Origin of the sequence: Pseudomonas sp. AO-1 (assembly GCF_019775695.1) — a bacterium.
Classification (GTDB): Bacteria; Pseudomonadota; Gammaproteobacteria; order Pseudomonadales; family Pseudomonadaceae; genus Aquipseudomonas; species Aquipseudomonas parakoreensis.
In genome coordinates this window covers 2,335,943-2,349,913 of record NZ_CP079947.1, presented here as the reverse complement: position 1 = coordinate 2,349,913, position 13,971 = coordinate 2,335,943, and the positions used below count along the sequence as shown (strand labels likewise).

The 13,971-nt window shown below is 57.3% G+C and carries 15 protein-coding genes; 8 read left to right on the top strand and 7 right to left on the bottom strand.

Translation table 11 applies throughout. The annotated features are described in order from the left end of the window. Nucleotides 1-194: 194 nt before the first annotated feature. The 4 genes from KVQ82_RS10930 to KVQ82_RS10915 form a co-directional block, all read right to left on the bottom strand. Nucleotides 195-719, bottom strand: a complete 525-nt coding sequence (locus tag KVQ82_RS10930) for a hypothetical protein (RefSeq protein WP_222018851.1) — start codon at nucleotides 717-719, stop codon at nucleotides 195-197. After that, nucleotides 716-1,444 (bottom strand): alpha/beta hydrolase, encoded by a 729-nt coding sequence (locus KVQ82_RS10925; RefSeq protein ID WP_086793231.1) that lies wholly within the window; start codon nucleotides 1,442-1,444, stop codon nucleotides 716-718. The genes KVQ82_RS10930 and KVQ82_RS10925 overlap by 4 nt, the downstream gene beginning before the upstream one ends. Nucleotides 1,445-1,447: 3 nt before the next feature. Next, the gene (locus KVQ82_RS10920) at nucleotides 1,448-1,945 is read right to left on the bottom strand and encodes a PAAR domain-containing protein (protein WP_222018850.1); all 498 of its coding nucleotides are present in this window, start codon (nucleotides 1,943-1,945) and stop codon (nucleotides 1,448-1,450) included. Between the two features lie 134 nt (nucleotides 1,946-2,079). Beyond that, nucleotides 2,080-2,745 (bottom strand): ribonuclease T2, encoded by a 666-nt coding sequence (locus tag KVQ82_RS10915; RefSeq protein WP_086793233.1) that lies wholly within the window; start codon nucleotides 2,743-2,745, stop codon nucleotides 2,080-2,082. A 257-nt stretch (nucleotides 2,746-3,002) separates the two neighbouring features. Between KVQ82_RS10915 and KVQ82_RS10910 the strand changes: the two genes are divergently transcribed. The 8 genes from KVQ82_RS10910 (at nucleotide 3,003) to KVQ82_RS10875 (ending at nucleotide 10,453) form a co-directional block, all read left to right on the top strand. Beyond that, nucleotides 3,003-3,299 carry a hypothetical protein gene (locus KVQ82_RS10910; protein ID WP_086793235.1) on the top strand — a complete coding sequence of 99 codons (297 nt, stop codon included), beginning with the start codon at nucleotides 3,003-3,005 and terminating at the stop codon, nucleotides 3,297-3,299. Nucleotides 3,300-3,387: 88 nt separating this feature from the next. Further along, entirely contained in the window at nucleotides 3,388-4,944 is a 1,557-nt protein-coding gene (locus tag KVQ82_RS10905; RefSeq protein ID WP_222018849.1) for a hypothetical protein, read from the top strand. 229 nt (nucleotides 4,945-5,173) lie between these two features. After that, complete coding sequence (locus KVQ82_RS10900) at nucleotides 5,174-5,644, top strand: hypothetical protein (protein ID WP_041065962.1); 471 nt, start codon at nucleotides 5,174-5,176, stop codon at nucleotides 5,642-5,644. Nucleotides 5,645-5,746: 102 nt separating this feature from the next. Further along, the gene (locus KVQ82_RS10895) at nucleotides 5,747-7,453 is read left to right on the top strand and encodes a copper resistance system multicopper oxidase (protein ID WP_222018848.1); all 1,707 of its coding nucleotides are present in this window, start codon (nucleotides 5,747-5,749) and stop codon (nucleotides 7,451-7,453) included. 11 nt (nucleotides 7,454-7,464) lie between these two features. After that, a complete protein-coding gene (locus KVQ82_RS10890) occupies nucleotides 7,465-8,331 on the top strand; it encodes a copper resistance protein B (protein WP_222018847.1) in 867 nt (288 codons plus the stop codon). 30 nt (nucleotides 8,332-8,361) lie between these two features. Then, a complete protein-coding gene (copC, locus tag KVQ82_RS10885; protein ID WP_222018846.1) occupies nucleotides 8,362-8,736 on the top strand; it encodes a copper homeostasis periplasmic binding protein CopC in 375 nt (124 codons plus the stop codon). 3 nt (nucleotides 8,737-8,739) lie between these two features. Then, entirely contained in the window at nucleotides 8,740-9,609 is an 870-nt protein-coding gene (copD, locus tag KVQ82_RS10880) for a copper homeostasis membrane protein CopD (RefSeq protein ID WP_222018845.1), read from the top strand. 58 nt (nucleotides 9,610-9,667) lie between these two features. Next, on the top strand, nucleotides 9,668-10,453 hold the full coding sequence (locus tag KVQ82_RS10875; protein ID WP_041066325.1) for a transporter substrate-binding domain-containing protein: 786 nt from the start codon (nucleotides 9,668-9,670) through the stop codon (nucleotides 10,451-10,453). Nucleotides 10,454-10,590: 137 nt separating this feature from the next. Here the strand turns inward: KVQ82_RS10875 and KVQ82_RS10870 are convergent, their stop codons facing one another. From KVQ82_RS10870 to KVQ82_RS10860, 3 genes are all read right to left on the bottom strand, one after another. Further along, on the bottom strand, nucleotides 10,591-10,806 hold the full coding sequence (locus KVQ82_RS10870; protein WP_222018844.1) for a hypothetical protein: 216 nt from the start codon (nucleotides 10,804-10,806) through the stop codon (nucleotides 10,591-10,593). 102 nt (nucleotides 10,807-10,908) lie between these two features. After that, complete coding sequence (locus KVQ82_RS10865; protein WP_230679365.1) at nucleotides 10,909-11,616, bottom strand: EAL domain-containing protein; 708 nt, start codon at nucleotides 11,614-11,616, stop codon at nucleotides 10,909-10,911. A 209-nt stretch (nucleotides 11,617-11,825) separates the two neighbouring features. Beyond that, entirely contained in the window at nucleotides 11,826-13,760 is a 1,935-nt protein-coding gene (locus KVQ82_RS10860; protein ID WP_222018842.1) for a methyl-accepting chemotaxis protein, read from the bottom strand. Nucleotides 13,761-13,971: the final 211 nt, after the last annotated feature.

Genomic DNA, 13,971 nt, shown 5'->3' with positions numbered 1-13,971 from the left:
CCCTTACTGTTTGTGAGCGTAGCCCACCGGGATGCGCACGGCAAACCCGCCGCGCCTACACACGCCCGCCCCGTTGTATCGGCGCGCGAGGGATTTGGATGAACGCCGCGCCGCGATTTATTTTCAGAGGTCGTTTTGCAGGTGATCGCCCTCGCGTATCTGCGCAGGGCATTCGCGCAGGGCACCAGTGGCAGCTATCGGGGTTTGTTGATTTCCCGCAGCAAATCCGCGACCGGCAGGTTCATGGTGTTTGAGTAGTAAGGTTTATAGCCATACGCGGTGACGACGACTTTGCAGGGGATTTGTTGTTTGTTGGCGAGGAGTTGATTCAGCTCTGCCACCGAGAGATTTCTTTCAGAACTCCGGTTGCTTGAAGTTTCACTCAAGAATGCGCGAGTGAGATAGGAAAACTTGGCCTTGTTGTTTTCATTTTTTTCCGAGCGTATCAAACCGGTGGCGGAAAACTGCATGGCTTTGCCTACTGAGAAATCATGATCATCCGCCAATGCGCAATGAAGCATGCCCGAAATCACCCCAACTCGCTCTCCGCGATCAAAAAGATCCAACACATCAACGTCCGACTGATACCGGATGACGTATAGCAGCGACTTTTCTCTTTCCACAGACTCGAAGCTCAGGTTTGCCGGAGGCTTTGTGTGATCCTTCGCACAACCAGAGCAGAAAGCGAGCAAGCCGCAAAGTAGTAACCTGTACATCATGGAAAATCCTTCATGATTGAATCAAAAAGCATATCGGCTGCTGATTTGCTCCCTGCGATACGGGCAGTAAACAACCCCCATGCATTTGCATGATTAGTGTCTACATTGACGTTCAATGAAGGGCCACATGAGATAAGCCACTTTTCACCAAAATCAGCGACTCCATCTGACGAATCTCTTTTAGTTGGCATTGCTTTGATATTGATCCAATCGGCAGCAATGGGATCAGGACGCTCGCGATAAATATCAGAACCCAACCAGACCAGGGCCCCTTCACCCACGGGATCAAGGGTAATCAGCATCTGAATCCGGTAACCCCATTCCGACATGATCTTTGTCAGATGCGCACCATTCCAACCGCCGAGGCTATGACCCACGATATAGACAGGACAGCTCTTGTAGGGAATCAGACTCAGGACATGACGCTGAATATCCTGTTTTCCTCTGACTTCGTTGTAGCCCAGCCACTCAGACTTGTATTTACCCTCCTTAGCCAAGCTTGTCGTGCGCTCATCAAAATCCTTCCGTGCCTCTTGGATGTTTCCATAAGGCCCCGAAAAATAATAACGTTCCTTATCCCCGGCGCCTCCAACGAAAACAACAATCGCCTTGGTACTCTCCACCGGCACAGGCTTGTCACTGACATCCTTCTTGTCCGTCAGCGCGTGTTCCTTGTGCAGCTTGTAATTAATGCCTTTCGCGCACGTTACTGTTTCAGCCGCCATGCCTCACTCCTCCAGAAACAGCTTGATGGTTTCAGGCAGGTGCGAGCTGACTTCGTGGGTGAACCCATTAGCGTCAGACACCCCGTGTTCCAGTCGCCCATCTGCGCGCTGAATCACGTAGGGATGATTGATCATGGGCTCACCGGTCACGTCATTGACCAGTTTCAACTTGTCCGTGAAATGCACCGGCATCGGCAGCAAACCACTGAAAGGTGCCGCTGTTACCGTGTCACCAATGATGACCGTGCCGGATCCACCAATGACCACATTGCCGTGCCCTCCGGTGCTGTCCAGGGTCGCGGCGTTCAAGCCATTGATAAACACCGTCGAAGAAACGCCGCCAGTAATCGGGCTGTCGCACGCTGATTTATCAGTCATTCGTGCAGCCGCCAAGCCGTCGAAATTTACGTTCGGCGAGCCACTGGCAATCGGATTGGTGCCATGCCCCGGGAGTGGGCAGGCGGTCGGATCGGTGACGCGGGCGGCGGGTTTTCCGCTCATGAACAGCTCCTTGCAGTGTTGCGGGTCATCCTTTTGGGGGCGCAAGCATGCGTGAATTTCCAGGGTGCTTCAAACCTCCAGGCAAAAAAAGCGCCCGATCGAGGCGCCTTTTTCATTCGTGCAAACCACTCACATCAACGCGACGGCGGCACCCGAATATCCCCCGCTCGGCACTGCGTCTTCACGCCTTTGCCGCACGCGCCAAACTGTAGATCCTTGCCCATGCATACCCGCACTTCCGAGAGTTCCGGGCCGCTGCAGATCACCGCGATGCCATTGGCCGGGATCCCCGGGTTGGCCTTGCGGAACAGGTCGGCGATTTCCTGGGCTTCGAAATAATACGAGGAACTGAACGGCTGCAGCTCTTGCGGGATCTTCACCGCGCCCACTGCTTTGTCCGCCTCATCCAGATAGCCCATCGCGCCCAGACCGCTGCAAGTGCCGTGCTTGGACCATTCGTGATCAAGCAGTTTTTTGGTCGGGAACAGCGTCAGACCTTTGGTCGTCTCCGCCGCCGACAGCGTGGTCAAGGGTGGGCAGGATTCCGGCCAGCCGCCATTGGCGTATTGCGGCCACAGACCGTGCAATACGAAGCCATAACCCTTGCCGGAACATTGCACGTCATCTTTGTGAGTGAGGCAAAAGGTCGGCGACCAGGACAGCGTCAGCAGGTAGTAATCGAACTGCCCCGCCACCGCTTCCGTTTGCACCTTGCTGGCGTGCGACTGACGCGCCGAACTCAGGCCGATGCTACCGGCCGTCAGCGCGATCAGCGCCAGAATTGTAAACAGCTTTTTCATGTACCCGCTCCTTGCGTTTGATTACCTGTTCCAGTTACGGCTGATTTGAACAGCCGGAAACATCTTTTCATAAAGAAATTTCAACCCTGTGACGAGAACAGTCGGTTGGAATTGGCGTGAAAAGCGCCGGGCAATCCGTGGAAAAAGAGATATCACCTTGACATCACTCCGTCACACCTCTAAAAAGTGCGGACAAATTGGATCCGAAGTAAAAATCTGATGGGGCCAGAGGCAAAATCGCCAAGGAGCTGTAAACAATGAAAAAATTCTTTATAAGAATTCTTGCTGCAACGGGAATCGCAGGCATCGCTTTTACTCTATTCGCAAGTGGTTATCTGATCTACTTGAGAGAACAGCCGATTTTTATAAAGATCGCAGCGGCGTTGATAGCCATGCTCTCCGCCTTTAAAGCCTACAAATATCTCAAGCACGCAATAGAACATGCCCAGGGCAAAAAAGACGCACCAAAGCTGAGCACTCCAGTCTTTATGGTTACCGGTGCGGTGTTGATGTTTTTCGTAACCCGCTATCTAAGCAACAACCCATTGATTTAAGAAACCATTCCCTTTACGACTTAGTACGCACATCACGCGCCCTGATCATTCAAACACAAGGACAGCCAAACCAATGGACTTTAAAAACATGGCGAATGCCGAGTACTTGTTAATGCACAAGGACTTTTACAAAACACAAGAAAGCATCGAAGAGATCCTCGTTAACAAAGCAGATGAAAACTCCCTGACATTGCTTTCTTCTCTTTCATTCAAGCATCATCAAGCGAAAGTCTTTAAAGAATGGTCCGTTTCCAGGCTCGCAAATAACAAATCTCAAAAGCAACTGCTTGAACAACATACCCCTTATGGCAGATTACAGATCTGGACTTGCTGGAAACACTATCTTTCCCATTTAAATCGGAAGCCATCGCAACAATCATTGCAGGATAGCTTAGCGACATTACATCGCACCTTTTGCAAACTAAACGACTCCGATGGCGAACAACAACACCCGCAACAGTATTTTTTGACTACGACAACCGCTTTTTCCAGGGACAGCTGGGAATTTCAGTTTATTCGAGCAAAAAAAATCTTCCTGGAAAACGAAACCCTCGCCCCTTACATCTCCGACTTTGAAAGCCACTACAATATAAAGCTTGTCGACTATTTGAATATTGTTTATTTAATTGTCAACATCTACCATTTGAAGGACGACATCGATTATCTCAACCCCACCCAGCTCGATCAATGGATCCTCGACATTGACCAAATTTGCACAAGCGCTCCGGTTAATCGCAAAACGCTCACCGAAGTGCTGAGCCTCATTTCCAGCCCCCTTGAAGAAAGCCAGTCATTTGCAAAAAGCACGTTAGACGAACCAAACAACTTTACACTTTTCCGAAACCGTCCTTTTATAAAACTGAGCGAAACTCGATACCTCCCTATCGAAGGCAAGCTTGTTGAAGATCTACTATTCAACAATCTGTATTACAAGATCAAAGATCTTTATATTGGAAAGTCACCATTCATGGATGATTTTGGAGGCGCCTTCGAAACGTATGCCGTCAATCTCTCCAACACGGCGTTTTCAGAAAAGAAAGACCAATACAAAATCATCCCCGAATTTCCTTTCGGCAAACCCCAACGCAAGTCTCCTGACTTGATGATTTCCTGCCCGGAAAACAACTCAGTAACCGTGATCGAAATAAAGTCAGCACGGGTTCTCGACCGGGTATTTTCAACCGAGCGCGATGATCAAGCGGTCGACAACTCTTTCGAGAAAACCAAAGCGCGCCCCCTCATTCAAGCTCGCACTTGCATAGGGGAAATAGTTCAGCGTAAAGTTCACCCGGATCTGACTGACAGCCAATACTATCAGTTCCTTGCGGTCACAATGAATGACTTCCCGCTTATACTTGAAAACATTGTCTTCACTGACCCAGCCGGCGAAGACATCAGTTCGTCACTTTTCTCGATGAACATCGAAGCATATGAAGTCCTTTTAAAAATCATTTCCTGCGACTATGAGTTCACACTGGACAACATACTTAATGGCTACAATCATTACAAACACAAAATGTCGATAAAGACCTATCTCAGCAGAGTGTTCACGCACAATAATCTTCATAGCGAAACGTTCGTGAAAATCATTAACGATTCAAGATCCGAATACATAGACTACTTACGCGCTTCTCGTAATTCTTAATAAGCCGAGGTCAAAAAAAGACAGGCCGAAACTAATGTTTCGGTCTATCCATTTCCCTAAAACAGCGCCTCCCAGAGAAGGTCATTCATCCCAACGCAGTCCAGAATGTACGGCTGAGTTCCAGACTGTCTCCTTGCGATTTTGGCGGTACCTTCATGACGCAAGGCAACACCACACCCCGTTGAAAGGTCTACGATTAACAGGCAGACATCAAACCAAGGGATCCGAAATGAGTAAAGCAGACGAACTGGCCGCCAAACTCAAGCAAACCCGGCACACCCACGCGGATGCCGCGCTGGAGATCGATTGCTGGCCGGCGCAGGTCTACGATCTGTACCACCGCATTGAGGTCTGGCTGCAGCCCGTCACCGAAGTCGGCCTGAAAATCCGGCGCAATCCAACCCACGTTTGCGAGAGCTCACCCGATGGCGAAAGCCACGATTACGCGATCGACCAACTGGTGATCGAAGCCAACCAGCAAACCCTGACATTTGATCCCATCGCCCGGTTTACCGAAGACGGCGCCGGTCGCGTGCAGATCACCCTGCCGGATCGCAACACCTACCTGCTGCGCACCGTCGATGAACATCATGAAAGCCATTGGTGGTTGCAGACGGTGGAAACCGGGCAGGAGCTGGATGCGATTGCGCTGACCGAGAACAATCTGTTGCAGGTGGTGCAGGAAGGTCTGGGCCTGTAACAGGAACGGGCAAACTGTCAAAACTGTAATCCCGCCCTCAGCCAACTGAAAGCCAGCGCTGGTTAGCCTCCCCGTCATGTTTCAAACGGGGACTTCCAGCGCATGCCTTCCAACACTTCAAGACGCACCTTCGTCAAAGGCCTGGCCGCCAGTGGCCTGCTCGGCGGCCTCGGTCTGTGGCGCGCGCCGGTCTGGGCGCTGAGCGGGCCAGGGCAGATCAATGAGCTGAGCGGCAGCGAGTTCGAGCTGTTCATCGGCGAAACCCCGGTCAACTTCACCGGCAGCCCGCGCACTGCGCTGACCATCAATGGCAACCTGCCCGGTCCGCTTCTGCGCTGGCGCGAAGGCGACACGGTGACGCTGCGGGTGCGTAATCGGCTCAAGGACAGCACTTCGATTCACTGGCACGGCATCCTGCTGCCGGCCAACATGGACGGCGTGCCGGGTCTGAGTTTTCACGGCATCGAACCGGGCGGCGTGTATGTCTACCAGTTCAAGGTGCGGCAGCACGGCACTTACTGGTATCACAGCCACTCCGGCTTGCAGGAACAGGCCGGGGTCTACGGGCCGTTGGTGATCGATGCGAAAGAACCGGAGCCGTTCCACTACGACCGCGACTACGTGGTGATGCTCAGCGACTGGACCGACGAGGACCCGGCCAGCCTGATGAAGACCCTGAAAAAACAGTCCGACTATTACAACTACCACAAGCGCACCGTCGGCGATTTTATCGACGACGTCAGCGACAAAGGCTGGAGTGCCACCGTCGCCGACCGCACGATGTGGGCGCAAATGAAGATGAACCCCACCGACATCGCCGACGTCAGTGGCGCCACCTACACCTTCCTGATCAACGGCCACGCTCCTGACTCGAATTGGACCGGACTGTTTCGCCCCGGCGAAAAACTGCGCCTGCGCCTGATCAACGGCTCGGCCATGACTTACTTCGACGTGCGCATTCCGGGGCTGAAAATGACCGTGGTGGCGGCGGACGGTTTGCACGTCAAACCGGTCAGCGTCGATGAACTGCGCATCGCGGTGGCGGAAACCTACGACGTGATCGTCGAGCCCGCCGCCGACGCTTATACCCTGTTCGCCCAGGCCATGGACCGCAGCGGTTACGCCCGCGCCACCCTCGCGTCCCGCGCCGGTCTGACGGCCCCGGTGCCAGCGCTGGACTCGCGCCCATTGGTGACCATGGACGACATGGGCATGGGTGGCATGGACCACGGCTCGATGGACATGAGCGACATGGTGGGCATGGACCACTCGGCGATGGGCCCGATGCAATCGCACCCCGCCAGCGAAAAAGACAATCCGCTAGTGGACATGCAAGCCATGACCCCCACACCGAAACTCGACGACCCCGGCCTCGGGCTGCGCAACAACGGCCGTCGCGTGCTGACTTACGCCGACCTGCGCAGCACCTTCGACGACCCGGACGGCCGCGATCCCGGGCGCACGATCGAGCTGCACCTGACCGGGCACATGGAGAAGTTCGCCTGGTCATTCAACGGCATCAAGTTCTCCGATGCCGAACCGCTGCGCCTCAAGTACGGCGAGCGCATCCGTCTGATGCTGGTCAACGACACGATGATGACCCACCCCATCCATCTGCACGGTTTGTGGAGCGATCTGGAAGACGAAAACGGCAACTTCCAGGTGCGCAAACACACCATCGACATGCCTCCCGGCACCCGTCGCAGCTATCGGGTCACGGCCGATGCATTGGGTCGCTGGGCCTATCACTGCCATCTGCTTTATCACATGGAAACGGGCATGTTCCGCGAAGTGCGGGTGGAAGAATGAAGGGGCTGATGATGACTCGATTTGCAGCGTTCTCCGTGTTGTTCATCGGCACCTCCGTCATGGCCGCCAACGACATGCAAGGCATGGATCACAGCCAGATGCCCGGCATGGATCACTCGATGCAAAGCATGGACGACGGCATGATGCAGCCTGCCGCACCCACTGAAAGCCGCACGCCGATCCCGGTGCTGACCGACGCCGACCGCGCCGCCGTGTTCGCCAGCCCCGGCGGCCATCAGGTGCATGACAGCGCGATCAACAGCTACTTCCTCGCCGACAAACTTGAGTGGCAAAACGCCGATGACGGCAGCGCTTTGGCCTGGGATCTGTCCGGCTGGATCGGCGGCGACATCGATCGCCTGTGGCTGCGCTCCGAAGGCGAACGCAGCAACGGCAAGACCGAGGACGCCGAGCTCCAGGCATTGTGGGGTCATGCGATTTCGCCGTGGTGGGACGTGGTCAGCGGCGTGCGTCAGGACTTCAATCCCGGCGCCGCACAAACCTGGGCCGCTTTCGGTCTGCAGGGCATGGCGCTGTACAACTTCGAAGCCGAGGCCACGGCGTTTCTCGGTGAGGGCGGACAAAGCGCGCTGCGGCTGGAAGGCGACTACGACATTCTGCTGACTAACCGGCTGATCCTGCAGCCCACCGCCGAACTCAACGTCTACGGCAAAAACGACCCGCAACGAGGCCTTGGTTCCGGCCTGTCGAACACCGAAGCCGGCCTGCGCCTGCGCTATGAAATCCGCCGCGAATTCGCGCCGTACCTCGGCGTGACGTGGAACCGCACCTACGGCAACACCGCCGATTACGCCCGCGAAGAAGGCGAAAGTCGCAGCGAAGCACGCCTCGTACTCGGTGTGCGGCTGTGGTTTTGAATCCCATTAAAAAACAACCCGGAGTCTTGCATGCGCACATTGAATATCACCTTGGCACTCGCCAGCGGATTGCTCTTGAGCACCCTCGCCCAGGCCCACCCGAAACTGCTGTCATCAACCCCGGCCGAAGGTGCTGACGGCGCAGCGCCGGACAAGATCGAGCTGCACTTTTCAGAAAACCTGTTGGCCCGGTTCTCCGGCGCCAAACTGGTGATGACCGAGATGCCCGGCATGGCCCATTCACCGATGCCGATGAAGGCCAGAGTCAGCGCTGGCAGCGACCCGAAATCCATGCTCGTCACCCCGCTCGTGCCGTTGCCCGCCGGCACCTACCAGGTCGAGTGGCGCGCGGTGTCGTCCGACACGCACCCGATCACCGGCAACGTCACGTTCAAAGTGAAGTGAGCGATGGCTGAACTGATCAACATCATTCTGCGCCTGGCGTTGTATGTGGATTTGCTGCTGTTGTTCGGGGTGGGGTTGTTTACGCTGTACAGCGCTGACGCCGACCTGCGGTCTGGCCCGATGCTGCGTGGATTGGCATTGATCGGGGCACTGCTGTCAGTGGCTGGACTGGTGCTGATGACGAGCGCCATGAGTGGCGAAACCGAACTCGCCGCACTCTGGCCGCATCTGCAGATGATGCTGCTGGAAACGGATGTCGGGCTGGCGTGGGCGCTGCGCATGATTGCGCTGATCGTGGTGCTGATTCAGCCGGGGATGTGGCTCGCGTCGACGGCCGGCGCGGTTGTCCTCAGCTCCCTTGCGTGGAGTGGGCACGGGGCCATGGACGAGGGCTCGCTGCGGTTCTGGCATTTCCTCAGCGACATCCTGCATCTGCTGGCGGCGGGTGCGTGGTTGGGGGGAATGCTGGCGCTGGTGTTGCTGGCGCGGGGTCGTGTGGATGAAGCGCGGATTCGCCTGCTGGCTGAGGCAGTGAAACGCTTCGAATGGGTCGGCGCGACGATTGTGCTGACGCTGTCGGTGAGCGGCGTGGTGAATTACCTGTTCATCGTCGGCCCGAGGCTGGATGACGTGCTGCTCGGCACTTACGGTGTGTTGCTGGCGATCAAGGTTGTGCTGTTTGCCGGGATGCTGGTATTGGCCGCGCTGAACCGCTTCCACCTCGGGCCGGCGCTGGAGCGATCACTACGCGATGGACAGCACGTCATCGCGGCGAACGCACTCAGGCGCAGTGTGCTGCTGGAACTGGGCATGGCCCTGCTGATCGTGGCGCTGGTGGCGTGGCTCGGCACGTTGAGTCCGGACGCGGGATGACACCCGCGAAGGCCTTTCACTACACTGGCTCACCGTCCTCTGCAGAAGCCCGATGTTCATGACTATTCTAAAAAGCACGATGATCCTTTGCGGCACGCTGGCCCTGGCCGCGGGTGTTCAGGCCCAGGAAGCCACTTCGCACCTCGACAGCATTCAGCAACAAGGCCAACTGCGCGTCTGCACCACCGGCGACTACAAGCCCTACACCTTCAAGCGTGCCGACGGCGAATTTGAAGGCATCGACATCGCCATGGCGCGCTCGCTGGCCGACAGCCTCGGGGTCAAAGTCGAGTGGGTGCAGACCACCTGGAAAACCCTGATGCCGGACATGCAGGCCGGCAAGTGCGACATCGGCATGGGCGGGATTTCGGTGACGCTGGAACGGCAGAAAAAAGCCTTCTTCAGCAACACCCTCGACAGCGACGGCAAGATCCCGCTGGTACGCTGCGCCGAGCAGGCCAAATACCAGACCATCGAGCAGATCAACCAGCCAGACGTGCGCCTGGTGGAACCGGCCGGCGGTACCAACGAAGCCTTCGTCCACGCCTTCCTGCCCAAGGCCCAACTGGCCCTGCACGACAACGTGACGATCTTCCAGCAACTGCTCGACAACAAGGCCGACGTGATGATCACCGACGCCTCGGAAGCGCTGTATCAGCAGAAACTCAAACCGGGGTTGTGCGCAGTGAATCCGCATCAGTACATGCAGTATGGCGAGAAGGCGTATCTGCTGCCGCGCGATGACATCAGCTGGAAGCTGTACGTCGATCAGTGGCTGCATTTGAGCAAAGTCACTGGCAGTTATCAGAAGGTCATTGGTGAGTGGCTGGCGGTGCCGCAGTAACCCACCAGACATAAACAGTTGTGGCGAGGGAGCTTGCTCCCGCTGGACTGCGCAGCAGGCCTTCTTTTGAGGGGCCGCCTCGCACGCCCAGCGGGAGCAAGCTCCCTCGCCACAATGATTCTCAGCCACAAAGTCCATCAGTCATCATGCAACATCCCGGAGCTGTATTGATTCAAGCTGCTGCCAATGCTGTTGCCGCCAAACTTCAGGGTCGTGGCATGACTGCGCCCTTCGGGCGACTGACAATCCGCAGAAAAACAACTGGTGGTGGTCAAGCCACCGGCGCCCGAACAGGCACTCAATACCGAGACAGCTGCAGCGATCAACAGCACTTTGACGACATTGGTGCGCATGGTACGGCTCCCCTTGGGATGATCTTGTGCAAGCATCCTAGGCCTTCGCCGCACCCGGCAAGATGAAACTTTGCCGATCGACAGCACGGGTTCAGGTTCGCATCAAACCGCCCGCCACGCCCCGGCAGGAATCTGCGCCATCGCCTCAAACGCCGGTTTGGCGAACCAGAATCCCTGCATCAGATAAATCCCGCAATCAGCGAGAAAATCGCGCTCCTCCGGGTGCTCGATGCCCTCGGCAATCACCTCGATCCCCAGTTCGGTACACATGCCCACCACGCCCCGCACAATCGCCTGACGTACGCGGTCGCGGTGAATACCGCGTATCAGCGCCATGTCCAGTTTGATCAGATCCGGTTGAAAGTCCGCCAGCAGATTCAACCCGGAATACCCCGCACCGAAGTCATCGATGGCGGTCTTGAAGCCAAACTCGCGGTACTCGCGCAAGATGTTCATCAAGTGCTTGTTGCTTTCGACGTGCTCGCCCTCGACCGCTTCGAAGATCAACCGCTCAAGCGGAAACGCATGCGCCCGCGCCGCCTCCAGCGTGCTGCGAATGCACAGGTCCGGGCGATAAACCGCGTTGGGCAGGAAGTTGATCGAGAGAAAACCGGTGAGGCCCAACTGCGCTGCCGTGGAGATTGCCCGCACACGGCACAGTTGATCGAAGCGATAGCGGTTCTGGTCATCGACCTGCTGCAGCACCGACAGCGCCCCTTCGCCCTGCACGCCACGGACCAACGCCTCGTGGGCGAAGGTCGATTGATCACGTACATCGACAATCGGCTGGAACGCGAAGGAGAACGCCATGTCGGCCTCGCCTTTTTGCCGGCAGCCTTGGCACCCCCCGCTGGGCTGGGGGAAAACTGGAGTTTTGGTCATGACGCCCCCTGAGAGCGGGTTGCAACCATCCATGGCCCAGAAAAAAATCACTGCACGGACCGGGTGGCGCCGCGTGGCGCCCCCCCGCTTATACAGGCTGACCGGTCAATTCCGGCCAAGTTCATTGCGAAATGCCATCAGGTGCGGAAATGCGCCGTCATGCGTTGCAGGTCCTGCCCCAACGACGCCAGCTCAAGGGTCGCAGAAGCACTTTCTTCGCTGGCGACGGCCGACTGATCAGCCACATCGCGCACACTGACGATGCTGCGATTGATCTCATCGGCCACCGCACTTTGCTGCTCGGCGGCGGCGGAAATCTGCAGGCTCATTTGCTGGATCGTGCCGATCGACTGGTTGATCTCGGTGATTGCCTGTTCGGCCTTCTGCGCCAGCACCACGGTATCCAGCGTGCGTTCGCGGCTGGATGTCATCAGTGTAGAGGCCGCTTGCGTGCCCTGCTGCAAGGTGACAATCAGCGCTTCGATTTCCTTGGTCGAATCCTGGGTGCGCTGCGCCAGCGAGCGCACTTCATCGGCAACCACCGCGAAACCACGGCCCTGCTCCCCCGCCCGCGCCGCTTCAATCGCCGCGTTCAGCGCCAACAGGTTGGTCTGCTCGGCGACAGCCTTGATCACATCGATGACCTTGCCGATCTGCTCACTGTCCTGGGACAGCACGTTCATCGCCGCGCCCAGGTCCTCGATCGCCACCGACAGCTCGCTGATCTGCACAGTCGCCTGCTTGACCACCGCACTGCCGTGACGCGCCTGCTGATCGGCCAGGGTCGCGGCGGCGGATGCGTCGGTGGTGTTGCGCGCGACCTCCTGCACCGTCGAGGCCATTTCGTGCATCGCCGTGGCGACCTGATCCACCTCGACTTTCTGCTGGCGCACACCGGCGCTGGTCTGCTCACTCATCGCCGAAAGCTTCTCGGCCGACGTCGAAATATGGGTCACGCCGTTACCGATCCCCTGCACCAGCGTGTTCAGACTTTGCGCCATGTCCTGCATCGCGTTTTGCAGATCGCCCAACTCATCCTTGCGGCTGGATTTGGCTTGCACCGTCAGATCGCCCTTGGCAATCCGCCGCGCCAGCTCCACCGTCAGCGCCAACGGCCCGGTGATCTGCCGCGAGATCAGCACCGCAGCCAACAGACCGACCACCAGCGCCAGCACCGTCAGCACGGCAATCTGGATAAACGCACGATGTTGATCGACGCGCGCCAGACGCTGCTGGGTGTCCATCAGGCCGGTCATGATGCTGTCCATCGCCTGGCTTTGTTGATCCACCTGCTGGCGCAAGCTCTGCTTCTGCTCGAACAGCGCGGCAACCTCCAGCAGCACCTCGCGATAACGCCGGATCCCGGCCTGCGCCTCTTCAAGCTGACTCGACAGGGCCGCCGGCAACCCGCTGCGCGCCTTGCCCATGTCCGTCAGAAACGTATCGGTGGTGTCCAGCAGCACCTTCTTGTTGGCCTCGCTCGGCACCGCGATATAACGCCGCAGCATCAGCCGAAACAGCGTCATGCCATTGCGCAGATCCGCCACCGTGCGCAAGTCCGCCACCCGCGCACTATCGGCTGACGCCAACGCACTGGCCGTGGCGCTCTCGAACAGCCTGTTGAAGGTCTCGGCGTACTTGTCCGACATCGCTCCCAACGGTTTCAGCGCTTCGCTGGTCGCCTTGTCCGCCTCGACCAGGCGCTTGACCTGCTGATCGTAAGCCAGCGTGGTGTCCTGCAAACGCTTCAAGGCCTGCTGGTTTTCCGCCCGCGTCAGGGTCTGCAAGGCCTTGGCGATCAGCCCTTGCAACACCGTCAGCCGCGACTGATAAGCCTCGGCAAACGCCGCGTCCGCCGCCGCCTCGTACTGCTTCTCCGACAACCGCATGTCCTGCGACGCATCGTTGAGCGTGCCGATCAGACGCGTGGTGTCCAGGCGATCCACCAGCACATTGCTGCTGCTATAGCCAATGAAAGCCACCGCCCCCACCGCCAGCAAAAGAACGCCAAACCCGGCCCCCAACTTTCGGGAAACCTTGATGTTGCCCAGGAAACTCGATGCTTCTGCCATGTTCAGCCTCTAACGCCCTGACGCGATTCAACGTCAGGCACAAAAAATTGATCTCAGGCAACCGCAATTGCCGCTCATATTCGGGGGCGTCATCCTGAGCAAATGGCGGACAGCTCCAACTGTCCCGGCTGCAACAGACTGACGCGAAAAACCGTACCGCCGGCGCACGCACCAGCGGACAAATCCAGGGTTCGCGCTGGATTTATCGTTT

Bases quoted from the DNA above. Each gene is read 5' to 3' on its own strand.
- KVQ82_RS10930 (WP_222018851.1), bottom strand. From the start codon at position 719: ATGATGTACAGGTTACTACTTTGCGGCTTGCTCGCTTTCTGCTCTGGT.
- KVQ82_RS10925 (WP_086793231.1), bottom strand. From the start codon at position 1,444: ATGGCGGCTGAAACAGTAACGTGCGCGAAAGGCATTAATTACAAGCTG.
- KVQ82_RS10920 (WP_222018850.1), bottom strand. From the start codon at position 1,945: ATGAGCGGAAAACCCGCCGCCCGCGTCACCGATCCGACCGCCTGCCCA.
- KVQ82_RS10915 (WP_086793233.1), bottom strand. From the start codon at position 2,745: ATGAAAAAGCTGTTTACAATTCTGGCGCTGATCGCGCTGACGGCCGGT.
- KVQ82_RS10910 (WP_086793235.1), top strand. From the start codon at position 3,003: ATGAAAAAATTCTTTATAAGAATTCTTGCTGCAACGGGAATCGCAGGC.
- KVQ82_RS10905 (WP_222018849.1), top strand. From the start codon at position 3,388: ATGGCGAATGCCGAGTACTTGTTAATGCACAAGGACTTTTACAAAACA.
- KVQ82_RS10900 (WP_041065962.1), top strand. From the start codon at position 5,174: ATGAGTAAAGCAGACGAACTGGCCGCCAAACTCAAGCAAACCCGGCAC.
- KVQ82_RS10895 (WP_222018848.1), top strand. From the start codon at position 5,747: ATGCCTTCCAACACTTCAAGACGCACCTTCGTCAAAGGCCTGGCCGCC.
- KVQ82_RS10890 (WP_222018847.1), top strand. From the start codon at position 7,465: ATGACTCGATTTGCAGCGTTCTCCGTGTTGTTCATCGGCACCTCCGTC.
- copC (WP_222018846.1), top strand. From the start codon at position 8,362: ATGCGCACATTGAATATCACCTTGGCACTCGCCAGCGGATTGCTCTTG.
- copD (WP_222018845.1), top strand. From the start codon at position 8,740: ATGGCTGAACTGATCAACATCATTCTGCGCCTGGCGTTGTATGTGGAT.
- KVQ82_RS10875 (WP_041066325.1), top strand. From the start codon at position 9,668: ATGACTATTCTAAAAAGCACGATGATCCTTTGCGGCACGCTGGCCCTG.
- KVQ82_RS10870 (WP_222018844.1), bottom strand. From the start codon at position 10,806: ATGCGCACCAATGTCGTCAAAGTGCTGTTGATCGCTGCAGCTGTCTCG.
- KVQ82_RS10865 (WP_230679365.1), bottom strand. From the start codon at position 11,616: ATGGCGTTCTCCTTCGCGTTCCAGCCGATTGTCGATGTACGTGATCAA.
- KVQ82_RS10860 (WP_222018842.1), bottom strand. From the start codon at position 13,760: ATGGCAGAAGCATCGAGTTTCCTGGGCAACATCAAGGTTTCCCGAAAG.